Source organism: Pseudomonas sp. NS1(2017), assembly GCF_002269425.1.
Taxonomy (GTDB): domain Bacteria; phylum Pseudomonadota; class Gammaproteobacteria; order Pseudomonadales; family Pseudomonadaceae; genus Aquipseudomonas; species Aquipseudomonas reactans.
Genome location: NZ_CP022960.1, coordinates 5,007,645 through 5,033,743 on the forward strand (window position 1 = coordinate 5,007,645; position 26,099 = coordinate 5,033,743).

At 61.5% G+C, this 26,099-nt stretch carries 26 protein-coding genes; 18 read left to right on the forward strand and 8 right to left on the reverse strand.

Features of this window, described 5'->3' with window-relative positions:
• Positions 1 to 40: 40 nt before the first annotated feature.
• Together CI807_RS23345 and CI807_RS23350 are read left to right on the forward strand one after the other, a co-directional pair.
• Complete coding sequence (locus tag CI807_RS23345) at positions 41 to 1,075, forward strand: alpha/beta fold hydrolase (protein ID WP_095016413.1); 1,035 nt, start codon at positions 41 to 43, stop codon at positions 1,073 to 1,075.
• Positions 1,075 to 1,554: a cytochrome P460 family protein gene (locus CI807_RS23350; protein WP_095016414.1), complete on the forward strand. Its 480-nt coding sequence runs from the start codon at positions 1,075 to 1,077 to the stop codon at positions 1,552 to 1,554. Before CI807_RS23345 ends, CI807_RS23350 begins: the two co-directional genes overlap by 1 nt.
• Here the strand turns inward: CI807_RS23350 and CI807_RS23355 are convergent.
• Both CI807_RS23355 and CI807_RS23360 read right to left on the reverse strand, forming a co-directional pair.
• A complete protein-coding gene (locus CI807_RS23355) occupies positions 1,527 to 2,924 on the reverse strand; it encodes an amino acid permease (RefSeq protein ID WP_095016415.1) in 1,398 nt (465 codons plus the stop codon). The genes CI807_RS23350 and CI807_RS23355 overlap by 28 nt on opposite strands.
• Positions 2,925 to 2,982: 58 nt before the next feature.
• Positions 2,983 to 4,017, reverse strand: coding sequence for a histone deacetylase family protein (locus CI807_RS23360; protein ID WP_095016416.1), 1,035 nt, complete (start codon positions 4,015 to 4,017; stop codon positions 2,983 to 2,985).
• A gap of 121 nt (positions 4,018 to 4,138) precedes the next feature.
• On the opposite strand from CI807_RS23360, the gene CI807_RS23365 reads away from it, so the two are divergent.
• From CI807_RS23365 to CI807_RS32030, 3 genes are all read left to right on the forward strand, one after another.
• Positions 4,139 to 4,630: an Lrp/AsnC family transcriptional regulator gene (locus CI807_RS23365; protein WP_016978088.1), complete on the forward strand. Its 492-nt coding sequence runs from the start codon at positions 4,139 to 4,141 to the stop codon at positions 4,628 to 4,630.
• Positions 4,631 to 4,813: 183 nt separating this feature from the next.
• Positions 4,814 to 6,967 carry a TonB-dependent siderophore receptor gene (locus CI807_RS23370; RefSeq protein WP_095016417.1) on the forward strand — a complete coding sequence of 718 codons (2,154 nt, stop codon included), beginning with the start codon at positions 4,814 to 4,816 and terminating at the stop codon, positions 6,965 to 6,967.
• Between the two features lie 167 nt (positions 6,968 to 7,134).
• The gene (locus CI807_RS32030) at positions 7,135 to 8,628 is read left to right on the forward strand and encodes a methyl-accepting chemotaxis protein (protein WP_095016418.1); all 1,494 of its coding nucleotides are present in this window, start codon (positions 7,135 to 7,137) and stop codon (positions 8,626 to 8,628) included.
• Here CI807_RS32030 and CI807_RS23380 read toward each other — a convergent pair.
• Positions 8,625 to 9,389, reverse strand: coding sequence for a sulfite exporter TauE/SafE family protein (locus CI807_RS23380; RefSeq protein WP_095016419.1), 765 nt, complete (start codon positions 9,387 to 9,389; stop codon positions 8,625 to 8,627). The two genes, CI807_RS32030 and CI807_RS23380, sit on opposite strands and share 4 nt — an antisense overlap.
• Positions 9,390 to 9,474: 85 nt before the next feature.
• On the opposite strand from CI807_RS23380, the gene CI807_RS23385 reads away from it, so the two are divergent.
• Complete coding sequence (locus tag CI807_RS23385) at positions 9,475 to 10,950, forward strand: PLP-dependent aminotransferase family protein (RefSeq protein WP_095016420.1); 1,476 nt, start codon at positions 9,475 to 9,477, stop codon at positions 10,948 to 10,950.
• Here CI807_RS23385 and CI807_RS23390 read toward each other — a convergent pair.
• Positions 10,934 to 11,599, reverse strand: a complete 666-nt coding sequence (locus CI807_RS23390; protein WP_095017609.1) for a TIGR02466 family protein — start codon at positions 11,597 to 11,599, stop codon at positions 10,934 to 10,936. The genes CI807_RS23385 and CI807_RS23390 overlap by 17 nt on opposite strands.
• A 245-nt stretch (positions 11,600 to 11,844) precedes the next feature.
• On the opposite strand from CI807_RS23390, the gene CI807_RS23395 reads away from it, so the two are divergent.
• Complete coding sequence (locus CI807_RS23395) at positions 11,845 to 13,182, forward strand: MFS transporter (RefSeq protein WP_095016421.1); 1,338 nt, start codon at positions 11,845 to 11,847, stop codon at positions 13,180 to 13,182.
• A 17-nt stretch (positions 13,183 to 13,199) separates the two neighbouring features.
• Here the strand turns inward: CI807_RS23395 and CI807_RS23400 are convergent, their stop codons facing one another.
• The gene (locus tag CI807_RS23400; protein ID WP_095016422.1) at positions 13,200 to 14,366 is read right to left on the reverse strand and encodes an MFS transporter; all 1,167 of its coding nucleotides are present in this window, start codon (positions 14,364 to 14,366) and stop codon (positions 13,200 to 13,202) included.
• A gap of 94 nt (positions 14,367 to 14,460) precedes the next feature.
• Here CI807_RS23400 and CI807_RS23405 point away from each other — a divergent pair, with 94 nt between their 5' ends.
• A complete protein-coding gene (locus CI807_RS23405; RefSeq protein ID WP_095017610.1) occupies positions 14,461 to 15,354 on the forward strand; it encodes a LysR family transcriptional regulator in 894 nt (297 codons plus the stop codon).
• 21 nt (positions 15,355 to 15,375) lie between these two features.
• On the opposite strand, the gene CI807_RS23410 is transcribed toward CI807_RS23405, so the two are convergent.
• Positions 15,376 to 16,272 carry a LysR family transcriptional regulator gene (locus CI807_RS23410; RefSeq protein ID WP_095016423.1) on the reverse strand — a complete coding sequence of 299 codons (897 nt, stop codon included), beginning with the start codon at positions 16,270 to 16,272 and terminating at the stop codon, positions 15,376 to 15,378.
• A 152-nt stretch (positions 16,273 to 16,424) separates the two neighbouring features.
• Between CI807_RS23410 and CI807_RS23415 the strand changes: the two genes are divergently transcribed.
• Positions 16,425 to 17,078, forward strand: a complete 654-nt coding sequence (locus tag CI807_RS23415) for a hydrolase (RefSeq protein WP_095016424.1) — start codon at positions 16,425 to 16,427, stop codon at positions 17,076 to 17,078.
• A gap of 35 nt (positions 17,079 to 17,113) precedes the next feature.
• On the opposite strand, the gene CI807_RS23420 is transcribed toward CI807_RS23415, so the two are convergent.
• Positions 17,114 to 17,890, reverse strand: a complete 777-nt coding sequence (locus CI807_RS23420) for an NAD(P)-binding domain-containing protein (RefSeq protein ID WP_095017611.1) — start codon at positions 17,888 to 17,890, stop codon at positions 17,114 to 17,116.
• A gap of 117 nt (positions 17,891 to 18,007) precedes the next feature.
• Between CI807_RS23420 and CI807_RS23425 the strand changes: the two genes are divergently transcribed.
• The 6 genes from CI807_RS23425 to CI807_RS23450 all read left to right on the forward strand — a co-directional run bounded on the left by CI807_RS23425 (position 18,008) and on the right by CI807_RS23450 (position 21,253).
• Complete coding sequence (locus CI807_RS23425) at positions 18,008 to 18,364, forward strand: VOC family protein (protein WP_095016425.1); 357 nt, start codon at positions 18,008 to 18,010, stop codon at positions 18,362 to 18,364.
• Positions 18,365 to 18,438: 74 nt separating this feature from the next.
• Complete coding sequence (locus CI807_RS23430) at positions 18,439 to 19,047, forward strand: hypothetical protein (RefSeq protein WP_256578604.1); 609 nt, start codon at positions 18,439 to 18,441, stop codon at positions 19,045 to 19,047.
• A gap of 58 nt (positions 19,048 to 19,105) precedes the next feature.
• Positions 19,106 to 19,654, forward strand: coding sequence for an adenylate kinase (locus tag CI807_RS23435; protein ID WP_095016427.1), 549 nt, complete (start codon positions 19,106 to 19,108; stop codon positions 19,652 to 19,654).
• Positions 19,655 to 19,720: 66 nt separating this feature from the next.
• Entirely contained in the window at positions 19,721 to 20,341 is a 621-nt protein-coding gene (locus tag CI807_RS23440; protein WP_095016428.1) for a LysE family translocator, read from the forward strand.
• 3 nt (positions 20,342 to 20,344) lie between these two features.
• Positions 20,345 to 20,737 (forward strand): ester cyclase, encoded by a 393-nt coding sequence (locus CI807_RS23445; RefSeq protein WP_095016429.1) that lies wholly within the window; start codon positions 20,345 to 20,347, stop codon positions 20,735 to 20,737.
• Positions 20,738 to 20,770: 33 nt separating this feature from the next.
• Positions 20,771 to 21,253, forward strand: coding sequence for a VOC family protein (locus CI807_RS23450; protein WP_068932877.1), 483 nt, complete (start codon positions 20,771 to 20,773; stop codon positions 21,251 to 21,253).
• On the opposite strand, the gene CI807_RS23455 is transcribed toward CI807_RS23450, so the two are convergent.
• Complete coding sequence (locus CI807_RS23455) at positions 21,250 to 22,146, reverse strand: SGNH/GDSL hydrolase family protein (RefSeq protein ID WP_095016430.1); 897 nt, start codon at positions 22,144 to 22,146, stop codon at positions 21,250 to 21,252. The genes CI807_RS23450 and CI807_RS23455 overlap by 4 nt on opposite strands.
• A gap of 396 nt (positions 22,147 to 22,542) precedes the next feature.
• On the opposite strand from CI807_RS23455, the gene dapA reads away from it, so the two are divergent.
• The 3 genes from dapA (at position 22,543) to CI807_RS23470 (ending at position 26,062) form a co-directional block, all read left to right on the forward strand.
• Positions 22,543 to 23,406 carry a 4-hydroxy-tetrahydrodipicolinate synthase gene (dapA, locus tag CI807_RS23460; RefSeq protein ID WP_095016431.1) on the forward strand — a complete coding sequence of 288 codons (864 nt, stop codon included), beginning with the start codon at positions 22,543 to 22,545 and terminating at the stop codon, positions 23,404 to 23,406.
• 116 nt (positions 23,407 to 23,522) lie between these two features.
• A complete protein-coding gene (locus CI807_RS23465; protein ID WP_016979941.1) occupies positions 23,523 to 24,899 on the forward strand; it encodes a cystathionine beta-synthase in 1,377 nt (458 codons plus the stop codon).
• The gene (locus CI807_RS23470) at positions 24,896 to 26,062 is read left to right on the forward strand and encodes a cystathionine gamma-synthase (RefSeq protein WP_095016432.1); all 1,167 of its coding nucleotides are present in this window, start codon (positions 24,896 to 24,898) and stop codon (positions 26,060 to 26,062) included. The genes CI807_RS23465 and CI807_RS23470 overlap by 4 nt, the downstream gene beginning before the upstream one ends.
• Positions 26,063 to 26,099 lie beyond the last annotated feature (37 nt).

Sequence of the window (26,099 nt, forward strand, 5' to 3'; positions counted from 1 at the left end):
ACTGAGCACCAGGCACACATCCAGCCGCAGGAGGCTCGCCATGCATACTCAGTTGACTCGCCGCTTCAACCGCCAATCCCTTTTTCTGGCCTTGACCTTGTCGCAATTCGGCGTCCTGGGCGTGGCCCACGCCGAAATGCCAGAGGCACCCACCCGCGTCGTCGCCAGCGCGCAAACCGCTTTCGGCACGCTCAAACACGTCAAGGCCGGCCTGCTGGACGTGGCCTACGCCGAAGTCGGCCCGGCCACGGGGCCGGCGGTGATCCTGCTGCACGGTTGGCCCTACGACATCGACAGCTACGCCCAGGTCGCCCCGCTGTTGGCGGCCAAGGGTTATCGCGTGTTGATCCCCTACGCCCGGGGTTATGGCGGTACTCGTTTTCTCTCGGACAACAGCCTGCGCAACGGCCAACCGGCGGCCCTGGCCAGTGATGTGATCGACTTCATGGACGCGCTGAAGATCAAGCAAGCCGTGCTCGGCGGCTACGATTGGGGCGCACGCTCGGCAGATATCGTTTCAGCACTGTGGCCGGAACGGGTCAAGGCACTGGTGTCGGTCAGCGGTTACCTGATCGGCAACCAGGCAGCGGGCAAGAATCCGTTGCCGCCTAAAGCCGAACTGCAATGGTGGTATCAGTTCTACTTCGCCACCGAGCGTGGTGCGGCCGGCTACCAGAAAAATACCCATGATTTTGCCAAGCTGATCTGGCAACTGGCTTCGCCGCAATGGAAGTTCGATGACGCCACCTTTGACCGCAGTGCCAAGGGCCTGGAGAACCCGGATCACGTCGCGATCACCGTGTTCAACTACCGTTGGCGCCTGGGGTTGGTCCAAGGTGAGACGAAGTACGATCCCCTGGAGCAGAAACTCGCCCAGGCGCCGTCGATCGGCGTGCCGACCATCACCCTCGAAGGCGACGCCAACGGCGCCCCGCACCCGCAGCCCGAGGACTACGCCAAACGTTTTACCGGCAAGTATGAGTTCCGCCTGATCAACGGCGGCGTGGGCCACAACCTGCCTCAGGAAGCGCCCGAAGCCTTTGCCAAGGCGGTTATTGATGCGGATCACTTGTGATGTGGCGCCTGTGCATGGCTGCATTGGCCCTGGCGACTTCGGCCTTCGCCTTGGCTGACAGCGCTCCGTCGCCGATCTACGGCGTGACCATTCCCGACGGCTACCGTCAGTGGGAACTGGTGGCGCCTGCCCAGGAGGCCGACCCGTTGAACGAGTTGCGTGTGGTGCTGGGCAACAGCGCGGCGCTCAAGGCTTACCGGGAGGGCAAGCTGCCCTTCCCCGACGGCACCGTCCTGGCCAAATTGGCGTGGAAACATGAACAGTCACCGGAGTTCAAGACCGCGTCCATCCCCGGCGCGGCGACCACGGTGCAGTTCATGGTCAAGGACTCGAAGAAATACGCGTCCACAGGCGGCTGGGGGTTCGGTCGGTTCGTCAACGGCAAGCCGGCTGATGAAGCGCAGCACCAGACGTGCTTTGCGTGCCACCAGGCGTTGGTGAAAGATCGGGATTATGTCTTTACCAAACTGGCGCCCTGAAAGCGCGAAAACTGGTAGGCAATCCCCAGCCAGATAAACCAGGCCGGCATCACGCACAGCGCCAAGCGTGTATCCGGCCGCAACGCCAGCAGGCCCAGCACAAACGCGAGAAATCCCAGGGAAAACCAGGCCATCGGTACACCGCCGGGCATTTTGTAGACGGACTTGGCATGCAGGTCCGGACGTTTCTTTCGGTAGGCGATGTAGGACGCCAGGATTGTCGACCAGGTAAAGATCACCAGGATCGCCGACACTGTCGACACGATGGTGAAGGCGGTCATCACCTCTGGCACCACAAATAGCAACACCAGCCCCAACAGCATCAGCAATGTCGTAAACGCCAGGCTGATAAACGGCACGCTGCTCTTCGACAAACGCCGGAAGATCCCCGGCGCATCTCCCAGGTCAGCCAGGCCGAACAACATACGGCTGGCGGAAAACACGCCGCTGTTGGCCGATGACGCCGCGGAGGTCAGCACCACGAAATTGACGATGCCCGCCGCTGCCGGAAAACCCGCCACCAGGAACAACTCAACGAACGGGCTTTTGCTCGGCGAGACTTGCTGCCATGAGGTCACCGCAATGATGCATGCCAGAGCCAGCACGTAGAACAGGATGATGCGCAACGGAATCGAATTAATCGCCTTGGGCAAGGTTTTTTCCGGCGCACGGGTTTCGGCGGCAGCAGTGCCGATCAGTTCGGTGCCGGCAAAGGAGAAAATCGCCATCTGGAACCCGGCAAAAAAGCCGAACAAACCATTGGGAAACGCGGCCTGTTTATCCAGCAAGTGCGTCAGCGAAGCGGTGACGCCCGTCGGCGAGACAAACGAGCTGGCGATCAACACCACGCTCACCCCAATCAAGGTCACTACGGCGATGATCTTGATGATCGCGAACCAGAATTCCACTTCGCCAAACAACTTCACCGTCAGCACATTCAACGCAAACAGCGTAAGCAACATACCCACCGCCGGCATCCAGGCCGGCACATGGGGAAACCAGTACTGGAAGAAACCACCGACCACCACCGCATCCCCCACTACCGCCACGCTCCAGCTCAACCAATACGACCAGCCGAGGAAAAACGCCGCGCGCGGCCCCAGGTAAGCACCGGCAAAGTCAGCGAAGCTCTTGAAGTTGAGGTTGGACAGCAGCAGTTCGCCCATGGCGCGCATCACGAAATACACGAAGAGCCCGATAATCATGTAGATCAGGATGATCGAGGTGCCGGACAGCGCGATGATCTTGCCGGAGCCCATGAACAGGCCGGTGCCGATTGCACCGCCCATGGCCATCAACTGGATATGGCGGTTGCTCAGGGTGCGTTGCAACGCAGGCTTTTCACAAAGCCCGGACGTGGTTGTTTTCATCACAAAACCTCTTGTTATGTTTTTGAGTTTTGGCAGAAGAAAAGACGAAGGGTTGTTGTTATCGGGTGCGGCTTTCGAAACCGTGCAGCACGTTGACGGCGTTGATGCCGATTTCATCGACCATGTAGCCGCCTTCCATCACGAACAGGGTGGGCACGCCGACGCTGGCGATGATTTCGCCCATGCCGAGGAAGTCTTGGCTGTCGAGGAGGAAATGGCTGATGGGGTCGTCCTTGAAGGTGTCGACGCCTAGGGAGATCACCAGCACCTCGGGCGCGAAGTCGCGCAGTTGCTGGCACGCATTGATCAAGGCGATTTGGTAGTGCGCCCAGGTGGTGTTTTTCGGCAACGGATAATTCAGGTTGAAGCCCTCCCCTGCGCTCGCGCCGCGTTCACTGGCGGCACCGGAAAAGTACGGGTAAGAGACTGCCGGATCGCCATGCAGGGAGATGAACAGCACGTCTGGGCGATCGTAGAAAATATTCTGCGTGCCGTTGCCGTGATGAAAATCCACATCCAGCACCGCCACGCGCTTGGCGCCTTGAGTAATAGCCTGCTGCGCGGCAATCGCTGCGTTGTTGAGGTAGCAATAACCGCCCATGTATTCGCGGGCTGCGTGGTGACCGGGTGGGCGGCACAGGGCGAATGCACTGTGATGGCCTTCGTCGATCAGCGCCAGGCCGGTCAAGGCGATATCGGCGCTGGTTCTGACCGCATCCCAGGTGGTGCGGGTAATCGGCGAGCCGGCGTCCATGGCGAAGAAACCGAGCTTGCCGTCGATGAAGTCCGGGACTTGATGGTTGGCCAGGTCACGCACCGGCCAAACCAGGGGCAATGCGTCATGGCTGCGGCCAATGGCGGTCCATTCGGCCCAGGCCGACTCGAGGAATGCCACGTAGCGTTCGCTGTGGGCGTTGACGTAACAGGCCCGGTCAAAGCGGCGCGGCGTGATGATATCGCCCAGGCCCACCTGCCTGACGCGATCACGCACGGTGTCGGCGCGGCTGGGTTGTTCGAACGAGGGTTTGAGCACGCCGTCCTTGAGTTCGGTGCCATGGTGCAAACGGTGGGCTTCGCTAAAAACAGTCAACATAGGTGGGCATCCGCCAGTAAAAGACAGGGTCTATTTTGTTCTGGCAGCCTTGGGCTTTCTTTGCTTTTATTTGCGGCGCTGTTAGTTTTATCGGGAATATCTACCCCTACAGCGCCGAATTATGAAAAATAAAACCAAGCAGGTCGTTCTTGACGACACCGATCTCGCCATCCTCGCGCTACTGCAGGAAGACGCGAGTATTTCCAATGCGCAGTTGAGCGAGCGTCTATCCCTGAGCCTCACGCCCTGCTGGCGTCGGCGTAAGCGCCTGGAAGAGGAAGGTGTCATCAAAGACTATCAGGCCAATCTCGATCGCAAGCTGCTCGGGTTGAACATCATGGCGTTCGTGCATGTGCGTTTCGCGATCCACACCGATCACGCGCCGGATGCGTTTGAAGCCGTGGTGAAGGAGCTGCCGCAGGTGTTGTCGTGCCATAAGATCACCGGCGATGCGGATTACCTGTTGCAGGTCCTCGCGGAAGATCTGGACAGCTACAGCGAGTTTGTCGAGAGCGTGTTGCGGCGGCAGTTGGGGATTGCGTCGATTCAGTCGAGTCTGGCGCTGAGGGAAGTCAAGGCGACGAGTCGCGTGGCAATTCCAACGCGTGAATAGTGACCAACAAGGTCACGTTTTTGAGGGGCGAGGTGGCAAATCGCTGCTAATCAAATGTGAAAAATTCATTAACTGATTCTCATTAAAGGCTTTTTCCCGGACGCTCAATCTGCCACACTGATGCGAATAATTATCAACATCTTTATTATTCGCCATGGACGGCATTCGGGGAGAGTCAGTTCCATGTCTGTGCAACAACACGGCGGCAAAGGTTTTTCACCCAGTCTGATGGCGTTGGCCGTCTGCCTTGCGAGTTCAACGGCGGCCTTTGCCGCTGAGGCGGAAAAAGCCGCCCCACTGGAGCTGGGTGCCACCCAGATCAGCACTGAACAACTGGGCCAGACCACCGAAGGCACCCAGTCCTACACCACCGGCGAGATGGCGACCGCCACCAAACTCCCGCTGACCATGCGTGAAACACCCCAGGCCGTCACGGTCATCACCCGCCAACGCATGGACGACCAGGCCATGACCAGCGTCAACGACGTGGTCAAGAACACCCCCGGCCTGTTCCTCAGCCAATCCAGCGGTCCTGGCCGGCAGACGTATAGCTCACGTGGCTTCGACATCGACAACATGATGTTCGACGGCATTCCCAGTTCCTATTCCGGCTACGCCAACAGCGTGCAGCCCAACCTGGCGATGTTCGACCGTGTAGAGGTGATTCGCGGCGCCACCGGGCTGGTCACTGGCGCCGGTAACCCTTCGGCGGCGATCAACTTTGTGCGCAAGCGCCCGACCGCCACGCCGCAGGTATCGATCACCGGTGCCGCCGGCAGCTGGGACGATTATCGCGGCGAATTCGACGCCTCCAGCGCCTTGAATGACAGCGGCACCCTGCGTGGCCGCGTTGTCGGCTCCTACCGCGACGCCAACAGTTTCCGCAAAGGCGAAGAAAGCGACCACGGCCTGTTCTACGCGATCGGCGAAGCCGACCTCAGCGAAAACACCACCGCCACCCTGGGTTTCTCGCGCCAGGAAGACCAGACCAACTTCTTCTGGGGCGGCCTGCCCATCGGCACCGACGGCCATCACCTGAACCTGCCCCGCTCCACCAACCCCGGCTCCGACTGGGAAAACAAGAAGCTGACCATCGACACTGTCTTCGGTGATATCGAACATCGCTTCGCCAACGACTGGAAGCTGCACATCGCGGGCTCGTCCTCACAGTTGGATGGCGTGTTCACCGGCACCTACCAGTCGCGCTACCAGACCACACTGGCGCGCACCGCCTATCAATCGCACCAGGACGACAAGCAGTACGGCCTGGACACGTTCCTCAGCGGCCCGGTCGAAGCGTTCGGGCGCACCCATGAAGTGGTGGTCGGCACCAGCAAGCGCATCTACGACGCCACGTCCAAGGAATACAGCCCCTACGACACCAATTACCCGCTCAACGGGGCAAAACCGGACTTCGTACGCGACGGCAAAGGCCACAGCATCACCACCCAGGATGGCGTTTACCTGACCACCCGCCTCAACCTCGCAGACCCGCTCAAGGTGATCCTCGGCGCACGCGTGGACTGGTATGACTACGATGACCGCCAAGGCGACGGCGACTACAAAGTCACCCGTAACCTCACGCGCTACGCCGGTGTGATCTACGACCTGAACGACCAGTACTCCGTCTACGCGAGCTACACCGACATCTTCACACCGCAGACCAGCCGCGACTTCTCGGACAAGCCGCTGAAGCCTATCGTCGGTGAAAACTATGAAGTCGGTATCAAGGGCGAATACTTCAACGGCGCGCTCAACGCCAGCCTGGCGGTGTTCCAGATCGACCAGAAAAACCGTGCGACCCTGCCCGAGAGCCAAGCCGGTTGCCCGATCATGGCCTGCTACGAAGCCTCCGGCCTGGTACGTAGCCAAGGCATAGACCTTGAACTGCAAGGTGCACTCACCGAAAACTGGCAAGTCGGCGGCGGGTTCACCTACACCCGCGCGCATTACATCAAGGACACCAAACCAGCCAACAACAACCAGCGTTTCGACACCGACACCCCGGAACGCTTGTTCAAGCTCACCACCTCCTACCGCTTCCAGGGCCCACTGGAAAAACTGCGCATCGGTGGCAACGTCTACTGGCAGAGCCGCATGTACAACGATGTGGTGCTTGCCAACAGCAATACCTATCGCCTGGAACAAGGCAGTTATGCCGTTGCCGACGTGATGGCCGGTTACCAGGTGAACAAACACCTGGACCTGCAGTTGAACGTGAACAACATTTTCGACCGCACCTACTACTCAGCCATCGCCACCAGCCCGATCTGGGGTTCGACCGACACCTACGGCAACCCGCGCAGCTTCGGCGTCACGGCCAAGTACAGCTTCTGATCGTGATCCGATCAACGGCTACCCGCCCGGGTAGCCGTTCCTCAAGTCCCTCCTTCGCATGCCGATAACCGTTTGGCATCACTGAATCCAATAAAAACCAAAAACACCTGATTCGCTCCACCCTGCCCCTCACTTTGATTCGGCCAGACCACAGGGAGTAAGTGTGAATGCCCACCCGCGCGCGTTTTTTCGAGCACTACCGTAAAGCCGACCGCATCATGCTGGCATTGATCTGGTTGATGTTCCTGTTCTCCCTGGGATTGGCGTTCTGGCACGACACCTTGATGCAAGCCGCCGTAATCGGCGGCGGCACCAGCGTGGTGCTCACGGCGCTGTACCGTGCCATAGGCGGCACCCGCGTGATGCGTTGCGCCCTCGGCGCGGGCCTGATGGTCATGGCGGCACTGCACATCAACCAGGCCCAGGGCGTGATCGAATCGCACTTCGGGATCTTCGCGCTGTTGGCGGTGCTGACGTTCTATCGTGACTGGCTGCCGATCCTGGTCGCCGCCGCCACCATCGCCGTGCATCACGTGGTGTTCCATGCCCTGCAACACCAAGGCTTCCCGGTGTTTGTGATGGAACATCATGGCGGCTGGACCATGGTGTTCGTCCATGCGTTCTACGTGGTGATGGAAACCGTCGCCCTGCTCTACCTGGCCGTGCACAGCCAAGCCGAAGCGGTTGAGAGCCAGGAAATGCTGGAGAAGATGCTCGCAGTCACGTCCCAATTCAGCGCGCAAACCACCCAAGGAGAAGGCAAGGTGCATGTGTCGTTGGCCAAGCGCTTCGACCACTTCCTGCAACAGATCACGCACCTGATCGACGGCGTCGCCCGCGACTCCCACGGCCTCGGCCAACTCGGCCAGGAACTGGCCAGCGCCAGCGGCACCCTGGAAAAAGGCGCGCGGCACCAATTGGCCGAGATCACCCAGATGACCGGCTCTATGCAGCGCATGGAAGACGCCATGGGCCACATCACCGTGCACGTCGAGCAAGCGGTGGACCACGCCGGCAAGGCCAGCCAACAGATCCTGCGCGGTCAGGAAAGCGTCAGCCGTGCCCAGCAGGAAATCACGCAGTTGGCCGCCCGCCTCAACGGCACCCACGAAACCGTGCAGGGCCTGGCCGTGCAAGCCGAGCAGATCGGCACCGTGCTCGAAGTGATCAACAGCATCGCCAACCAGACCAACCTGCTCGCCCTCAACGCGGCCATCGAGGCCGCCCGCGCCGGCGAGCAAGGCCGAGGCTTTGCCGTGGTCGCCGACGAAGTGCGCAGCCTCGCGCAGCGCACGGCAGTGTCCACCCAGGAAATCAAGACCATCATCGAAGGCCTGCAACACGGCAGCCGCCAAGCGGTGGAAGCCATGCACCACAGTCGCCAAGGCGTGGAGCGCTGCGTGGAAGACAGCCAGGTGGCCGTCGACATGCTGCGCGCCGTGGGTAGCGACATTGCGCACATCGACGATCTGAATGGCCGGATCGTGACCACCACCCGTGAGCAGACCAGCGCGAACCTGGAGATTGTCGGGCGGTTGCAGTCGGTGCAGAGCATTGCGCAAAGCACCGCCAACGATGTCGAAACCCTGGCGCGCAGCAGTGAGCAGCTACCGCCGATTGCAGTGCGGCTGGATGCGTTGGGACGCAGGTTTCACCCCTAGGCCCAGTAGCCCCCAATCCCGTCCCACAACAGCTTCAGCGCCGTGATAATCAGCAAGCCATAGCAGGCGCGATAGAGCTGGCGCTGATCCAACCGCGCATGCAGCCGCCAACCCAGCCACACGCCACTGGGCACGGCGAACAAACAGATAAGCGCCAGGCCCAACACGTTGCCGGTCGGCCTGGCGAGGATCAACCAGGGAATCGCCTTGAGTACATTGCCCACGGTGAAAAACAGGCTGGTGGTTCCGGCGTAAACCTGTTTGCTCAGGCCCAGTGGCAGCAAGTACATCGCCAACGGTGGCCCACCGGAATGCGCAACCATGGTGGTGATTCCCGAGGTAATCCCAGCGGCCACGGCCTTCGGCGTTGAGCGCGGCTTCACACTGACATTTCCCCCGGCCCTGAACCACAGGCCGACAAACACCAGCGTGACCACCGCCATCACGATGGCAATCGCCCGGTGATCCAGTACGCGAAAAAGCAGGTAGCCAACGCCAATCCCGACCACCAACCCAGGTACCAGTAACCTGAGGTCGGGCTTTGACCAGGTCGACGGTTTCCAATAGCGCAGGCCGAACAGGTCCATGGCGATGAACAACGGCGCCAGCAAGCCGCCGGCAGTGATCGGGTCCATCACCAGCGACAGCAGCGGAATACCGACGATGGCAAAGCCGCCGCCAAAGGCGCCTTTCATAAAGCAGATCAAAAAGACCCCGGCAAAGGTCACCAGGATCGTCGTGGTTGTCAGCTCAAGTTCCATGGAGTGCATTCATTTCGCAGAGAAGAGACGTCATAATCTCGCGCATCACCGGCACCGCAAAAAGTACCAGTTTTGAGGTTTTTCCATGGGCCAGTTATCGAACCCCAGGCGCGGCGCGGAACGCCGTCTCTACACCCAGCTGCGAGCGCAGATAGAGGACGGCACCCTGGCGCCCGACGCCAAGCTGCCCTCCACCCGCGCCCTGGCGGAGACGCTTGGGGTCTCGCGCACCACGGTCACCGCCGCCTACGAGCAATTGGCTGCCGAAGGGTTTGTGGTGACCGCCGTGGGCAAGGCCGCCAGGGTCGCAGCCCTTGCCGTGGCGCTGCCTGTCGTTGGCACCGTGCCCCGCGACAGCCCGCCACCCGCATTGTCGCGCTATGGGCAGCGGGTTGCCGCTCTCACGCCCTATCACATGGTTTCTCCCACCGCGCGCATCGACTTCCGATACGGAGCGGTCGCATCGCGGGACTTTCCGGCACTGGGCTGGAACCGCGCCTATCGAGCCGAACTGATCAAGCGCCAACCTACGCGGCCTTACGGCCAGCCCGAAGGCGAAGCCGCTTTGCGCCAGGCGCTGCAAGGCTACCTGCGCCGCGCCCGTGGCTTGACCTGCGATACCGAGCAACTACTGGTGGTGCACGGCTCCCAGCAAGGGCTCGACCTGTGTGCCCGCTTGCTGCTCAACCCTGACGACGCCTTCATCTTCGAAGACCCAGGCTACCGCATGGCCCGCTATTGCTTCGAGGCCACCGGCGCAACCGCCTTGCCCATCCCGGTGGATGTATCCGGTTTGCAGACACAACGGTTGCCGGATGACCCGTGCGCACGGTTGGCCTACGTCACCCCGTCGCACCAATTCCCCATGGGCGCCGTGCTATCCATCGCGCGACGCGTCGAACTGCTGAACTGGGCAAGCCGTCATCGTGCCTGGATCATCGAAGACGATTACGGTGGCGAGTTCCGTTACGGCCAGCGTCCCATCGACGCCTTGCAATCGATGGATGCCGAGGCCCGCGTGATCTACGTCGGCACCTTCTCCAAGGCGCTTTCGCCACAACTGAGGTTGGGTTACCTGGTACTGCCGCGCGAACTGGTGGGCGTGTTTCGCGAGGCCAAGCGGTTGACCGATCGCAACGAAACCCGCTGGGAGCAAAACGTGCTTGCCTCGTTGATCGACAGCGGCGCCTACGAGCGCCACCTACGCCGCTTGCGCCGTGACAACGAAGGCCGTCGAAAGGCCCTGCTGGACGCCATCGACCACCACTTGCCGGGCCTGGGAAAACTGGAGGGCATGGCCGCCGGGTTGCATGGCGTCTTGTTGTTGCCCGACCTGCACGCGCGGGATGAACACGCCTTGCAGGCGATGGCGCTTGAGCGCGGGATCGGTGTTTATCCGCTATCACCCCTGTTCACTACGCCGGGTGAACGACCGGCAAGCCTGATACTCGGCTATGCCGGGCTTACAGTGCAGCAGATTGATGAAGGCATCCGGATACTTGCGCAAGTGATTCGGGAGGTCATAGGGGCAGCCCGCCCACCTCTCATACCCCAAAGTTGAACGCGATGGAGATCCGCGGCCGCGTCCCCTCAAAGCGTCGTACCGAGTGCATCAACCAGGACGGAAACATGATCAATGTCCCGCTGCTGGCAACGCAGGTGCTGCTGAACCCGGCGGTCAGGCAATCCTCGACCCGCATGCGCAAGGCGGGATTGTAGGTCGAGGCCACCATGCCGCGTGGATCAACGAATTCCAGGTCGCCGCCGACGGCGGCATCCTCTTCACGACCACCCGCATCGACCCAGTAAACGCCCGACCAAAATGCGCCAGGGTGCCCATGCAGTGCATTGCTGTGGCCCGCCTCGTTCACATTGGCCCACGCGTTGAGTTTCCACTCGAAACCGGGCACGGTTAATCCGACGCCTTCGTGATGAACCGCGGTCAGTTCAGTGGCGAACTGTGTGGCGAATGTCACCAACGCGCTGCAGGCGTCTCCACCCCACGCCTGAAAATCGTTCGCGGACTGCCAACCGCCATCGTTGCTGCGCTGGGCGCCGTTCTGATCCTGCGCCATGCGGTGGGTGATGAGCGCTTTGAGCTCGGCGTTGAGCGTGTCGGCATTCGGGTATTGGATGCTGGCCAAGGGCGTTGCGAACAGTCGCCGGATGTTGATCAGCTCCGGATTCAAAAGATTGTCGCTCGACTGCATGGGGTACTCATCATGTTTACCAGTAGCCACAAACCATAACGGCATCAACGGTTCAGCGATGTAAACCATTGTTAAAGTCTTAACCACAGTTGCGCACAAGCGCCTTGCCTCACCTGGCCCAATTCCTGCCTCCCCCAACACGACCAAGTCGCTACTGACTACGCGGACGACTCTTTTGGGCCCCGTCGCCCAGCAGCCTGGCCCGATAATCAGTCATCCCCGCACCTATCCCGAGGCCTCCCCCCATGACGAGCCCATCCACCGAACAGGTCAGCCCCCAGACCTTGCGAAAGGTCATTATCGCCGCCGGCATCGGTAACTTTGTCGAGTGGTTCGACTTCGCCGTCTACGGTTTCCTCGCCACCACCATCGCCCAGCAATTCTTCCCCAGTGGTGACGCCAGCGCGGCATTGCTCAAGACCTTCGCCGTGTTTGCCGTGGCGTTTGCGTTCCGACCACTGGGCGGGATTTTCTTCGGCATGCTCGGCGACCGCATCGGCCGCAAGCGCACCCTGGCCATGACGATCCTGTTGATGGCCGGCGCCACCACCCTGATCGGCCTGCTGCCGACCTACGCCGCCATCGGCGTTGCGGCGCCGATCCTGTTGTCGCTGATTCGCTGCGCCCAAGGGTTCTCCGCCGGGGGCGAATACGCCGGGGCCTGTGCCTATCTGATGGAGCACGCGCCCAGTGACAAGCGCGCTTGGTACGGCAGCTTCGTGCCGGTGTCGACGTTTTCCGCCTTCGCCGCCGCCGCGGTGGTGGCGTATGCGCTGGAAGCGTCGTTGTCTGCAGAAGCCATGGGCAGTTGGGGCTGGCGCCTGCCGTTCCTGATCGCCGCGCCGCTGGGTTTGGTGGGGCTTTACCTGCGCTGGAAGCTGGACGAGACGCCCGCCTTCCAGGCCGTGAAGGAAGAACACACGGTGGCCCACTCCCCGCTCAAGGAAACCCTGCGCAACCATGGTGCGGCGATCTGCTGCCTGGGCGCTTTTGTGTCACTGACGGCGCTGTCGTTTTATATGTTCACCACGTATTTTGCGACCTATCTGCAAGTGGCGGGCGGCTTGAGTCGGGCGATGGCGTTGCTGGTGTCGCTGATTGCGTTGATCTTCGCGGCGGCGATCTGCCCACTGGCGGGGTTGTATTCGGATCGAGTCGGCCGTCGTGTCACCGTGATGACCGCCTGTGTGTTGTTGATGGTGGTGGTGTATCCGTCGTTCCTGATGGCCAGCTCCGGCTCGTTCGCGGCCTCCATCGTCGGCGTGATGCTGCTGGCGGTGGGGGCCGTGCTGTGTGGCGTGGTCACGGCCGCCTTGCTGTCGGAAACCTTTCCGACCCGCACGCGCTACACCGCCTCGGCGATCACCTACAACCTGGCCTACACGATCTTCGGCGGCACCGCGCCGTTGATGGCGACCTGGTTGATCAGCACCACGGGCAGCAATCTGTCACCGGCGTTTTACCTGATTGCCATCGCGTTGCTGGCGTTGGCGGGTGGGTTGGCGTTGCCGGAGACGTCGCGGATTTCCTTGCATGACGTGGGTTCGGAGGAAAAAGACGCGGCGCCCTTGCTTTCGCGATAGGTCCGAGGCTCGATCTCCTACACTGCCGCAGCCATGCGAACTTTGGAGCTCCAGGCGAAGCTCACAACCATCAACAGCCCCAAACCCGCCATCGCTGCGCCGGCCAGGGAAATCGCCGGATAGCCCAGCCCTGCGTTGATCACGGCGCCACCTACTGCGGCGCCAATCGCGTTACCGAAGTTGAAGGCGCCGATGTTTACGGCCGAGGCCAGGTTCGGCGCATCCTTGGCCGCTTCCATCACACGCATCTGCAACGGCGGCACCACGGCGAAGCTGGCGATGCCCCAGATGAGGATGCTCACCGCAGCCGGAATCGGCCAGCGCATCAAGAATGCAAAGGCCAGCAGGACCAGGATCAGTGCACTCAGCGAGACGATCAGGGTCCGGTCGATCGAGCGGTCTGCCGCCTTGCCGCCCCACATATTGCCCAGGGTCAGCCCGACGCCAAACAGCACCAGCATGGCGGTAATAAAGGGCGTAGACGCGTGGGTCTCGTTGCTCAGGATCGGCGCGATATAGGTAAACACGGTGAACATCGCACCCGAACCCACCACGGTCAGGGCCAGTGCCGCCAGTACCGAACCGCGCCCCAACACCTTGATCTCGGCCAGCACGCCGTCGCTTTTCGGCAGTGGCAGGTTAGGCAGCGCAAACCACAGCGCGACCATGGTCACCAGGCCCAATCCGCCAATGCCCCAGAACGCCGTACGCCAGCCCAGCAGTTCACCAAACCAGGTCGCCAGTGGCACACCACCAATGGTCGCCAGGGTCAGGCCCATAAACATCGCGGCGACGGCGCCGGCACGCTTGTCCGGCGCGACCACGCTGGCCGCGACGATGGAACCGACGCCAAAAAAAGCGCCGTGGTTGAGCGAAGTGATGACGCGGGCAATCAACAGGTCGTAATAGCCGGTTGCAAGCGCCGACATCACGTTACCCAGGGTGAAAATGGCCATAAGCCCGACCAGCAAGTGACGACGGGGAATCTTGCCCGTGGTCAAGATCATCAGGGGCGCGCCGAGCAACACCCCCAGGGCATAGGCGCTGACCAACAGCCCCGCAGTGGGAATCGAAACGCCAAGGTCATTGGCGATGGTGGGCAACATGCCCATGGGCGCGAACTCAGTGACGCCAATGCCAAAGGCACCGACGGCAAGGGCTACAAGGGGTGGATTGATACGCATGGAAGATTCCTCATTTATGCCGCAAATGCTACGATCAACGCTTTAACGGCACTAGACCGTTTAAATGGCAATCACCTTTGCGCGCGAGGCAAAAATGGACTTCAACGGCAGGTCGGGCGAAATGGCGGTATTCGCGATGGTGGCGCAGGAAGGCAGCCTGTCGGCGGCGGCGCGGGCATTACGATTGACGCCCTCGGCCGTCAGCCGCGTCATCGCACGCACAGAACAACGCCTGGGCACCCGCCTGTTGATTCGCACGACCCGCGCCCTCGCCTTCACCGCCGAAGGCGAGGCGTACCTTCGCGGCGCCCGGCGCATCCTGGCCGACATGGACGAAGTCGAGGAAGCCATCGCCGACCAGGGCGCGCCCAAAGGCCGGCTGCGGGTCAGTGCGGCCCTGGGCCACGGGCGCATGGCCATCGTGCCGTTGGTCGCGGCGTTCAGCGCCCGCTACCCGAACATTGTGGTGGATCTGACCTTGGGCGACGAAGTGGTCGACATCCTCGGCGGCCAGGCTGACGTGGCGATCCGCTTTGGCGACCTGCCAGACAGCCCGCTGACAGCGCGCCGCATTGGCGACACCGGCCAGGCGCTGGTGGCGTCGCCTGCATACCTCCAGCAACACGGTACACCGCTGGAACCGAACGACTTGCTGCGACATAACTGCCTGCGCTTCAACTTCCGCCGTGCCCAATCCGACTGGCCTTTCGCCCGTGACGGCCGGGAGTTCTCGTTGAAGATAAACGGCAATATCGAATGCAGCAGTGGCGAAGCGCTCGCTCAACTGGCGCGATTAGGCGCCGGTATCGCACGCATCGGCGAGTTCACGGTTGCAGAAGACCTGCAACGCGGTGACCTGGTGCCCCTGCTGGAATCGTGGAACCCCGGCGACAGGGAGCCGATCCACGTGGTGTTTGTCGGCGGTGCGAGCATGCCGGCGCGGATCCGCGTGTTTGTGGACTTTTTGCTGGAGCACCATCGGCTGTAAATCGCGCCCGGCCCAGCGTTGTCACCTGGCTACGTCACCCGCGAAGTGCGGAGACGTACCGAAATACTCAATCAGGAGTTCGGTAAGAACCCGAATCTTCTGAGCGGGATGCTGACCTGCCGGCCGCACCATGTAGGCACCTGCCGGAGGGGGTGGATACGCCGTCATGATCGGCACCAGCGCACCGCTGGCCAGGCTGTCATGGGTGAGACAATCGGGCAGGTACGCGATCCCCAGCCCAGCTACGGCGGCGGCCACCAACGCCACACCGCTGTCCGCCTTGAAGCGCCCCTGGGGACGCACGGCAACGACCTTGTCGCCATCCAGAAATTGCCAGGCTTCGGTGCTCTGCATGAGAGCTTGATGGGCGATCAACTCCTCCGGCTTCTGCGGCGCACCATAGGCCTTGATATACCCCGGACTCGCAACCAGTTTGCCCTTGATCGGACCGATGCAGCGTGCAATCAGGTTGGAGTCCTGCAGGTAGCCGACCCGTATCGCACAGTCATAACCCTCTGCGATGAGGTCGACAAAACGATCGCTGTAGCAGGTCTGGATATGCAGTTGCGGGTGTCGTCGGGCCATTTCCGCCAACACGGGGGCGAAATGGGTGGGGCCGAAAGACAGCGGCGCGGCCACTCGCAGGCGGCCTCGCAACGCGCCGGCGGGCAGGATCGCTTCCCTGGCGACGTCCATCTCCGCGCAGACCCTGGCGGCATAGTCGCGAAACGTGGCGCCGGCCTCAGTCAGCGCGGCCCCGCGCGTAGACCGGGCCAGCAACTGCACGCCAAGTTCGGCTTCCAGGCGCGCCAACCGGCGACTGACGATTGACTTGGACACACCAAGCCTCACCGCAGCAGGCGAAACGCCCCCCGCATCGGCAACCTCCACGAAGGTCTGAAGTTCTTCGATATCCAAATCAGTGTTCCCCTTTGAGCGACACAGTTAACCACTGCACGCGACTACCGCAATGAGTGTGGGAAAAGCACAGTGCTGTCCACAAGCAATGCGGCGACCTGCGCACTGCTTGATAGCTGATCCCGCTCACAACGACAACAAAGGATGTATGAATGACTTTTCGTAACGGCATTGACTCGCTGCTTCGCCCGGAAGATTCGGTACTCGTTCTGATTGACCATCAGCCTTACCAACTCACCAACCTGAACAGTCATGAGCCGCAGATGGTGGTCAACAATGCCACGGCGCTAGCCAAAGCCGCCAAGGCCTTCAACGTACCCACCATCCTGACCAGCGTAATCGCCGAACGTGGCGGTTTCATCTTCCCGCAAATCACCGATGTGTTTCCCGGCCAAACGGTCATCGACCGTACGCTCATCAACACCTGGGAAGACCAGAACGTCGTGGACGCGGTAAAAGCTACTGGCCGCAAGCAACTGGTCATCGCGGGCCTGTGGACTGAAATCTGCGTCGCCATGCCGGTGATCCAAGCCCTCGGCGAAGGCTGGGACGTGACCGTGATCACCGACGCATCGGGCGCTGTTTCCGTCGAGGCCCATCAGGTTGCCATCCAGCGCATGATTGCAGCCGGCGCGAACATGATGACCTGGCTGGCGATTGCCGCCGAATGGCAGCGCGACTGGGCGCGCAGCGAGACTGCCGGCGCACTGACCGAGGTGCTTCAGCAGCATGCCGCGGGTAGCGGCATTGCGTACCTGTGGGAGCAACAATTGCTCAACACCCCCGTGCCGGCTGTCGCGGGGTAATTAGAACGGGGATGAAGCGACGCTGACGCGAGGCTTCATTCCCGCTCACTCCCCCTGTGCAGCCGCTCAAGCACCCCATCCGCCGCCGCCCTCCATGCCTGGGACGCACCCTTATTCCTGAGCACCTCCAACCCGGCTGCCGTAAAGGTGCCGGGCGTGGCAATAGCGCTACCCAACGCCTCCAGACTCACGGATGGCTGGTGGCGGACGCTGGCCAGGCAGTCTTGCAGGTTGCCCATCACCAGTTGGGCGGCCTGATCCTTTGACAGGCCCTTATCGGTAAACCACTGCTGAAGATCACTCAGGAAGAAATAGAACCAACCGTTCATGCAGGCCGCAACAGTAGCCAGTTCGAACGCCTCTTCCTCGTCCAGCACCACCAATGAACCGAGCGCGCCCAGCAGTGTTGCATGGGGTTCGCCACCGGGTGTGATCACCACAGTCGTCTGGTTGATCTGCGCGGCATAGGACAGCATGGCGCGCACCACACGCGCCTGCGGGAACCGGCGCTGCAACTCGGCCAACTGCAATCCAGCCACCAACGACACCAGCGTTTGCTCAGGTCTGAGCTGCACTTCATTCGAAAGCTGATCGACCACCTCCGGGCGCACGCCCAGCACCAACAAGTCCGCCCCATCGACAACCTCTTGGTTGTCAGCCATCACTTCACAGTCCCACTGTTCAGCGAGCTGCTGCGCACGTTCGTGGTTACGCGGAGACAGCAAGACCCGCCCGTCAAACCCGCTACGCCGCAGGCCGATCACTACCTTCTCCGTCAGCTCACCGACGCCCAGGATTCCAATCTTCAGCACGCTGTCCACTCCGGTCAGTTCTGTAGTCGAGTGCATCATAGGCATGATTCCCGTCTTCATGCAGGCTGGCGTTCACGCTACACTCGCCGCTCGAAAAGATCAGCCAGGAAGGCAAGCATGAGCACTCAAGGTAAAGACCGGCAAATCGACAACATCGAATTCAACGTCAGCGATATTGCCCGCAGCAAAGCCTTCTACGGCGGCGCGTTCGGCTGGACGTTTGTCGATTACGGCCCCACCTACACGGAGTTCAGCGATGGGCGTCTGACAGGCGGGTTCACCACGGGGGAGCCGGTTCGGCCGGGTGGCCCGTTAGTTATTTTGTACGCCGATGATCTCGATGCCACGCAGCAGCGACTCAAAGCCCTGGGGGCTGTCATCACCCGCGAGACATTTTCGTTCCCGGGTGGACGCAGGTTCCACTTCACCGATCCGGATGGCTATGAACTGGCGGTTTGGAACGCTGATCAATAGGTCTCTCCCTCAAGCCCCACCCTCACAGGATATGAAGGTTACCCATGCGTTCTCTCTTTCCCCTGGCGCTCAGCTTGACGCTTATCGGCTGCGCCACCACCAAAACCGACGTGCGCAACGAAGCCCAGATCAGCCAATACGACCCGGCCAACTCGGCCCGAATCCGGTTTATTACGGGTGACACCACCAATGCGGGCTTCCTCAGTGGCCAGACCTGCGAAGCGTTTTACAACGGATCCCTGCTGACCAAAACGCCTGAAGAAGCCGGATGGCAAAAAACGCATGTCGACTCGGCGGGCCTCTACCCTTTCAGAGCCACCGACAGCCAGAACAGCGTGATTGGCATGCCTGGCAGCAAGGCGAGCAAAGCCATCAACCAATCGCCCAAAGTGTATGACGAGCACGTCATTGCGGCGGGTAAACCCTTTATTGCAGGGTTCGCCATGGGCGGTTCGCAAATGTCCTGCTTTCCCGCGCCTGTCACACTCATTCCCGAGCCCGGCAAAGACTATGAAATGGAACTGCAGATGGTCAAAATCAGCACGTTCAAGGCCGGTTGCGTGATTGCCGTTCGCCAACTCTCCGTTCAGAACAACAACACGGTTGAAACACCGCTAAGGCCGCAGGTGTGTGCCAAAACCCCGTCGGGTTGGTACACCGTCACCCCGAAACCTTTGCCCTGAAATACCTGGGCAGGACATCTCCCTGACCTGGGACCCGGCGTGTGTTCATGGAGGAAAAATGCGGATCTACATCACAGGTGCATCGTGCGCAGGCGTCACCACGCTGGGTCACAACCTCGCCACGCGGCTCGGTATACGACACGTCGACGTCGATGACTTTTACTGGATGCCCACAAACCCGCCTTTCACAACCAAGCGACCTCCCGCTGACCGCGTGTCATTGATGCAGCAAGCATGCGGTGACGACGGCTGGGTACTGAGCGGTTCCTGCATGGTCTGGGGCGATGCGCTGATTGCTGATGCCGACCTGATTGTCTTTGTGGTCACCCCCACGCCCGTTCGCCTCGAACGCCTGGCTGCCCGCGAAAAGGCGCGCTTTGGCGATCGGATCGCACCCGGTGGTGATATGCACGCGATACACGTGGCATTTCGGGAATGGGCTTCGCAATACGACGATCCGAATTTCTCAGGGCGCAACCGTGCGTGGCATGAGGCATGGCTGTCACAGCAGACGGCTCCGGTCTTAAGGATTGACGGGATGCGCAGTGCTGAACAGATGGCCGCTGATGTCGCAAACGCCGCGATAGCTCAAAACACGAACGACTAAGGCTGTCCAACGACTTCCACTCCCCTTATCCTCACACCTCCCCGCCCCCGCGAACCCGGAGCCGCCATGGACCTCGCCACCCTCGCCCTTTTCCTCCCCGCCTGCTTCGCCCTGAACATGGCGCCGGGCCCGAACAACTTGCTCTCCGTGAGCAACTCCACACGCTACGGCTACCGCACATCATGCCTGGCGGGCATCGGCCGTTTGCTGGCCTTCGCCGGCATGATCGCCCTCGCCTCAGCGGGTTTGGCAGTGGTGCTGCAAACATCGGAATTGTTGTTCTATGGGATCAAGATCCTGGGCGCGGCGTATCTGTTTTATCTGGCGTTTCAGTTGTGGCGAGCCAATCCGGAGGCAGAGGCGCAGTCCGCGACGGCCAAGGTGGGATTGTGGGCGTTGGCGCGGCAGGAGTTTTTGGTGGCGGCCGGCAATCCGAAGGCAATCCTGATCTTCACCGCCTTCCTCCCGCAATTTGTGGTGCCCGGTGAGCCCATCACTCCGCAATTCGCGCTGCTCGGCGCGATGTTCCTGGCGCTGGAGTGGATCGCCATCAGCGCCTACGCCTATATGGGCCTGCACATGCGCCGCTGGTTTGCCGAGCCGCGGGGCAAGCGGATTTTCAATCGGTGCTGCGCGGGATTGCTGTCGGCAGCGGCGACGGTGTTGTTGATGGCGCGCAGGGCTTGAGACATGACTAGAGACGAACTCGCCGCCTTTTACCAAGGTTATATCGACTGCCTGAACCGTCAGGATTGGCAGCGCTTGGGTGACTTCGTGCACCCGGACGTAACCTACAACGCCGAACGAGTCGGCCTCGCCGGCTACCGCGCGATGCTGGAACGGGATTTTCGTGAGATACCGGACCTGGTGTTCCGCATCCAACTGCTGGTGGCCGATCCGCCGACGGTTGCCAGTCGCCTGAATTTCACTGTGACGCCCAGGGGCGAGTTCTTCGGGCTGCCGATCAATGGGCGCAGGGTGACGTTCGACGAAAATGTGTTCTACGAAGTGCAGGACGGTAGATTTGCCCACGTCTGGTCGGTCATCGACAAGAGCGCCATCGAGCAGCAACTGGCCGTCTAGACTCTACGCACGGATTTTCCGTGGAGACCGACCATGAAAAGCAAAAACACCCTCTGCCTCTGGTACAACGGCACTGCCCTGGAGGCCGCCACCTTCTACGCCATGACCTTCCCCGACAGCAAGGTTAACGCTGTGCACCTGGCGCCCGGCGATTACCCGTCAGGCAAACAGGGCGATGTGCTGACCGTGGATTTCACGGTGTTGGGCATCCCTTGCATCGGCCTCAACGGCGGGCCGATCTTCCCCCATACCGAGGCGTTTTCGTTCCAGGTGGCTACTGACGACCAGGCCGAGACGGACCGTTACTGGAACGCCATCGTCGGCAACGGCGGCCAGGAAAGCGCCTGTGGCTGGTGCAAGGACAAGTGGGGTTTGTCGTGGCAGATCTCACCGCGTGTGCTGACGGACGCCGTCACCCACCCGGACCCGGCCGTCGCCAAGCGCGCCTTTGACGCGATGATGACCATGAAGAAGATCGACATCGCCGCCATTGAAGCGGCGGTGGCCGCTGGCTAAGGCAATGCCTTGAGCATGGCCTTTGCCGCCAGGGCTTGGACCTTGCGGGTGGGGTGCCATTCGTCCCAGTAGTAATGCGCATCGGCATTGGCGCACACCGGTTTCACGTCCGGGTAGGTGGCCTGGCACGGTGTGTCCAGGTCCGCGAATCCATTGGCTTGCGGATTGGCGCGTAGCGCGTCGCTGAACGCCAGGTGATCAAAGTAGGTGACCTTCGCTACGCCAATCTGCGCCAATATGGCCGGGAGCTTCTGTGCGAGCAATTGCTGGTAGTGCTTCGCGTTGTCGACCTGGTTGCCCTGCACCACGGCGGGCACGTGGCTGAGGTCCGTCGTGCCCACCACCATTACATGCCTGGCCCCCGCGGCCACCAGTTGCTCGGTGGCGTTGCGGATGTTGGCCAGGCTCGACTCGCTCAAGGCCTCGATGGTTTCAGGATGGGAGAAGTCGGCCCATTCGAAAAAATCGTTGGCCGAGATGAAGATGAAATACAGCGCCTTGGGGTCGGCCTTGTGGGACTTGGCGGCCTGCAAGTGCTCGGCGACTTGGCCAAGCACACCTGTGTCCTGGGTCGGCATCAGCCACGTGTAGTAGTTGCCGTGGCCGCTTTTGGCGCCGCCCACGGCGTAGTCGGTCAGCGGTGTCTTCAATGCCTGGGCCAGGCCTTCGACGGCGGTTGGGCCGTTGCTCCAGCGTCCCTTCCAGTACAGCGGGCCAGGCAGTGCCTGGGCGTCCTTGACCTGCTGCGCGGCAAGCCGGGAGGTAAGCGCTTCGCCCGCGCCATTGTCGGAATAGCTGTCGCCAAAGGCATACAAATGATCGTAGGTCGAGGCGCCAAAGGCGGTCGACACAGACAGGGTCAGCAAAGCGGCCAAACACGCGCGTCGGATCATCGAGGTTCTCCCGGAATGTCCGAATAGACTACCGGTTGGCTGAAAGCACGGCAGGACGTTTGCGACTCGCACATATCCGGCGACGGCCATATAAACTCGAATACACCCCGTTGACACACTCCGTAATATTCCATGAAGATGGAGGCCTTATTCAGGGTGTGTCATCTCATGTCTGCAACGTCTTCCGTTAACCTCTTCGCCATTGGCTCCATTGCCAAGGCGCAAGGTTGCGTTGCGCACGCCCTCAAATCGAAGAAACAGTCGCTCATGTGACCGGGGCGCGCTGTCCCGTCAGATGAGCTGACAGGACATTGAGCGCGACGGTCTTCCTCCCTTGCACAATTCCCTCTGCCCTTCTGACGGTGACTCCAGCGGTCAATCATCAGGAGAAAGTGCATGTCATCGTTTCAAGGTATCTGGGTTCCCGTGGTCACGCCGTTCCAAGACGGCGCCATTGATTTCATCGGCCTGCACCGCCTGGTCAGCCACCTGCTGGAACAGCACGTGGCCGGAATCATGGTGTGCACCACCACCGGGGAAGCGGCGGCGCTGAGTCGTCAGGAACAATTGGCGGTGCTCGACGCGGTGTTGCAATGGGTGCCGGCGCACCGCGTGGTGATGGGCCTGGCGGGCTATAACCAGATTGAGCTGCTGCACTTCCAGCGTGAAATCCTGCAACGCCCGGTGGCTGGGCTGTTGGTGCCGGCGCCGAGTTACATCCGGCCGTCCCAAGCGGGTTTGGAGGCGTTTTTCCGCACCGTGGCCGATGCCTCCAGCGTGCCGATCATTCTCTACGACATTCCCTACCGCACTGGCGCTACTTTCGAGCAGGCGACCTTGCTCAACATCATCGCCCATGAGCGCATCAAAGCGATCAAGGATTGCGGTGGCAACCTGGGCAACACCCTTGCACTGCTGGCCAGCGGTGACGTGGACGTGTTGTGTGGTGAAGACGTGCAGATTTTCAACGCACTGTGCCTCGGCGCGACCGGTGCGATTGCGGCCTCGGCTCACCTGCACACCGAGCAATTTGTGGCGCTTTTCCAGCAAGTGCGCGACAACCAACTGGCTGAGGCGCGAGCGACATTCTTCCAGTTGCTGCCACTGATCAACACGCTGTTCATGGAGCCCAATCCAGCACCGGTAAAGGCCGCGCTGGCCCTGCAAGGCTTGACCGGCAGCGAATTGCGCGCACCCATGCAGGCCGCCAGTAGCGCCGTCGTCACGCGCTTGCAGCAGGTACTGAACCCGACCGGCTAATGCGCCAAAAACAGACAGCCAACGGACCGTCCGGTTGCGACCGGACCGATCCCGGCCTATCGTCGAACCCATGCTTTGCCTTTTGCTGTCCAACCCATTCGTATTCAGGTGACGACATGCCCACGCTTTCCCGCCCTGCCGTCCTGGAACTGATCGGCAACACGCCGCTGGTTCGGGTCAGCCGGTTCGATACCGGCCCCTGCACGTTGTTTCTCAAGCTTGAATCCCAGAACCCCGGTGGCTCCATCAAGGACCGTATCGGCCTGGCCATGATCGACGCCGCCGAGCGCGACGGCCGCTTGCGCCCCGGCGGTACGATTATCGAAGCCACCGCCGGCAACACCGGCCTGGGCCTGGCGCTGGTCGGCCGGGCCAAGGGCTACCGGGTGGTGCTGGTGGTGCCCGACAAGATGTCCACGGAAAAAGTACTGCACCTGAAGGCCATGGGCGCCGAGGTGCACATCACCCGTTCCGACGTGGGCAAGGGCCACCCCGAGTATTACCAGGACGTGGCCGCGCGGCTGGCCAAGGACATTCCGGGCTCGTTCTTCGCTGATCAATTCAACAACCCGGCCAATCCCCTGGCGCATGAAACCAGCACCGCGCCGGAAATCTGGGCGCAGACCCAGCATGATGTCGACGCGATCGTTGTCGGCGTCGGCTCAGCCGGCACCCTCACCGGCCTGACGCGCTTCTTCAAGCGCGTGCAACCCGAGCTGGCCATGGTGCTGGCCGACCCGGTGGGCTCGGTGATGGCCGAATACAGCCGCAGTGGCAAGATGGAAACGCCGGGCTCCTGGGCGGTGGAAGGCATTGGCGAAGACTTCATTCCGTCGATTGCCGACCTGTCCAGCGTGCGTCATGCCTACTCCATCAGCGACGAAGAAAGTTTCGACCATGCCCGGCAGTTGCTCAAGGCCGAAGGCATTCTCGGCGGTTCCTCCACCGGCACCCTGCTCGCGGCCGCCCTGCGTTACTGTCGCGAACAGACCGAGCCCAAACGCGTGGTGACGTTCGTCTGCGACACCGGCACCCGTTACCTGTCGAAGGTCTACAACGACCAGTGGATGAATGACGCCGGCCTGCTGCACTACAAGCACTATGGCGACCTGCGCGACCTGATCGCGCGGCGCTTCGAGGACGGCCGCGTGATCAGCGTAAGCCCCGACGACACGCTGCTCACCGCCTTCCAGCGCATGCGCCTCGCGGATGTATCGCAGTTGCCAGTGCTGGTGGACGGTCAACAGCTGGTGGGTGTGATCGATGAATCCGACATCCTGCTGGGCCTGCACCAGGACGCTACGCACTTTTCCATGATCGTCTCCAGCGCCATGACCGATACCCTGCAAACCCTGGCCCCCAGCGCTAGCCTGGCAGAACTGCAGGCGGAGCTGGATCGCGGCCTGGTCGCCATTATTGCCGACGCATCCGGCTTCCACGGCCTGATCACCCGCGTCGACCTGCTCAACCACCTACGGAGATCCCTTGCATGAGTCAGTCCGATAAAAGCGCGTTTGCCACCCGTGTGATCCATGCAGGACAGTCCCCCGACCCGACCACGGGCGCGCTGATGCCGCCGATCTACGCCAACTCCACCTACCTGCAAGACAGCCCCGGCGTGCACAAAGGCTTCGACTACGGCCGCTCCCACAACCCCACGCGCTTTGCCCTGGAGCGCTGCGTGGCGGACCTGGAAGGCGGCAGCCAGGCGTTTGCCTTCGCCTCCGGGCTGGCGGCGATTTCGACGGTGTTGGAGTTGCTGGATGCCGGCGCCCATATCGTCTCCGGCAATGACCTGTACGGCGGTACCTTCCGGCTGTTCGACAAAGTGCGCCAACGCAGCGCCGGGCACCGTTTCAGCTTTGTTGACCTGAGCGATTTGTCGGCGTTTGAAGCAAGCCTGCAGGACGACACGCGCATGGTCTGGGTCGAGACCCCCAGCAACCCGCTGCTGAGCCTGACCGACTTGAGCGCCATCGCCCGAATCTGCCGTGATCGCCGCATTATCTGTGTGGCCGACAACACCTTCGCCAGCCCTTGGATCCAGCGCCCGCTGGAACTGGGTTTTGATGTGGTGGTGCATTCCACCACCAAATACCTCAACGGCCACTCCGATGTGATCGGCGGCATCGCCATTGTCGGCGACAACCCCGAACTGGCGGAGCGCTTGGGCTTCCTGCAAAACTCGGTCGGCGCCATCGCCGGGCCCTTCGACGCGTTCCTCACCCTGCGCGGCGTGAAAACCCTGGCACTGCGCATGGAACGCCATTGCAGCAACGCCCTGGACCTCGCCACCTGGCTGGAGCAGCAACCGCAAGTGGCACGGGTTTATTACCCAGGCCTCACGTCCCATCCGCAGCATGAACTGGCGCGCAAACAGATGCGTGGGTTTGGCGGGATGATTTCGATTGACCTGAACAGCGACCTGGCCGGCGCCACGCGCTTCCTGGAAAACGTCAAGATCTTCGCCCTGGCCGAAAGCCTTGGCGGCGTGGAAAGCCTGATCGAACACCCGGCGATCATGACCCATGCGAGCATCCCGGCGGCAACGCGGGCGCAGTTGGGGATTGGCGATGGGTTGGTGCGGTTGTCGGTGGGGGTTGAGGATGTGGAGGATCTGCGGGCGGACTTGGCTCAGGCCTTGGCAAAAATCTGAAAGCGAAAAACGATCCCCTGTAGGAGCTGGCTTGCCA

What these genes read in the sequence shown, in the direction of transcription:
- CI807_RS23470 (WP_095016432.1), top strand. Translation starts at nt 24,896, where the DNA reads ATGAGTCAGTCCGATAAAAGCGCGTTTGCCACCCGTGTGATCCATGCA.
- dapA (WP_095016431.1), top strand. Translation starts at nt 22,543, where the DNA reads ATGTCATCGTTTCAAGGTATCTGGGTTCCCGTGGTCACGCCGTTCCAA.
- CI807_RS32030 (WP_095016418.1), top strand. Translation starts at nt 7,135, where the DNA reads ATGCCCACCCGCGCGCGTTTTTTCGAGCACTACCGTAAAGCCGACCGC.
- CI807_RS23440 (WP_095016428.1), top strand. Translation starts at nt 19,721, where the DNA reads ATGGACCTCGCCACCCTCGCCCTTTTCCTCCCCGCCTGCTTCGCCCTG.
- CI807_RS23405 (WP_095017610.1), top strand. Translation starts at nt 14,461, where the DNA reads ATGGACTTCAACGGCAGGTCGGGCGAAATGGCGGTATTCGCGATGGTG.
- CI807_RS23385 (WP_095016420.1), top strand. Translation starts at nt 9,475, where the DNA reads ATGGGCCAGTTATCGAACCCCAGGCGCGGCGCGGAACGCCGTCTCTAC.
- CI807_RS23390 (WP_095017609.1), bottom strand. Translation starts at nt 11,599, where the DNA reads ATGCAGTCGAGCGACAATCTTTTGAATCCGGAGCTGATCAACATCCGG.
- CI807_RS23345 (WP_095016413.1), top strand. Translation starts at nt 41, where the DNA reads ATGCATACTCAGTTGACTCGCCGCTTCAACCGCCAATCCCTTTTTCTG.
- CI807_RS23435 (WP_095016427.1), top strand. Translation starts at nt 19,106, where the DNA reads ATGCGGATCTACATCACAGGTGCATCGTGCGCAGGCGTCACCACGCTG.
- CI807_RS23355 (WP_095016415.1), bottom strand. Translation starts at nt 2,924, where the DNA reads ATGAAAACAACCACGTCCGGGCTTTGTGAAAAGCCTGCGTTGCAACGC.
- CI807_RS23395 (WP_095016421.1), top strand. Translation starts at nt 11,845, where the DNA reads ATGACGAGCCCATCCACCGAACAGGTCAGCCCCCAGACCTTGCGAAAG.
- CI807_RS23450 (WP_068932877.1), top strand. Translation starts at nt 20,771, where the DNA reads ATGAAAAGCAAAAACACCCTCTGCCTCTGGTACAACGGCACTGCCCTG.
- CI807_RS23370 (WP_095016417.1), top strand. Translation starts at nt 4,814, where the DNA reads ATGTCTGTGCAACAACACGGCGGCAAAGGTTTTTCACCCAGTCTGATG.
- CI807_RS23455 (WP_095016430.1), bottom strand. Translation starts at nt 22,146, where the DNA reads ATGATCCGACGCGCGTGTTTGGCCGCTTTGCTGACCCTGTCTGTGTCG.
- CI807_RS23445 (WP_095016429.1), top strand. Translation starts at nt 20,345, where the DNA reads ATGACTAGAGACGAACTCGCCGCCTTTTACCAAGGTTATATCGACTGC.
- CI807_RS23380 (WP_095016419.1), bottom strand. Translation starts at nt 9,389, where the DNA reads ATGGAACTTGAGCTGACAACCACGACGATCCTGGTGACCTTTGCCGGG.
- CI807_RS23415 (WP_095016424.1), top strand. Translation starts at nt 16,425, where the DNA reads ATGACTTTTCGTAACGGCATTGACTCGCTGCTTCGCCCGGAAGATTCG.
- CI807_RS23350 (WP_095016414.1), top strand. Translation starts at nt 1,075, where the DNA reads ATGTGGCGCCTGTGCATGGCTGCATTGGCCCTGGCGACTTCGGCCTTC.
- CI807_RS23425 (WP_095016425.1), top strand. Translation starts at nt 18,008, where the DNA reads ATGAGCACTCAAGGTAAAGACCGGCAAATCGACAACATCGAATTCAAC.
- CI807_RS23360 (WP_095016416.1), bottom strand. Translation starts at nt 4,017, where the DNA reads ATGTTGACTGTTTTTAGCGAAGCCCACCGTTTGCACCATGGCACCGAA.
- CI807_RS23400 (WP_095016422.1), bottom strand. Translation starts at nt 14,366, where the DNA reads ATGCGTATCAATCCACCCCTTGTAGCCCTTGCCGTCGGTGCCTTTGGC.
- CI807_RS23365 (WP_016978088.1), top strand. Translation starts at nt 4,139, where the DNA reads ATGAAAAATAAAACCAAGCAGGTCGTTCTTGACGACACCGATCTCGCC.
- CI807_RS23465 (WP_016979941.1), top strand. Translation starts at nt 23,523, where the DNA reads ATGCCCACGCTTTCCCGCCCTGCCGTCCTGGAACTGATCGGCAACACG.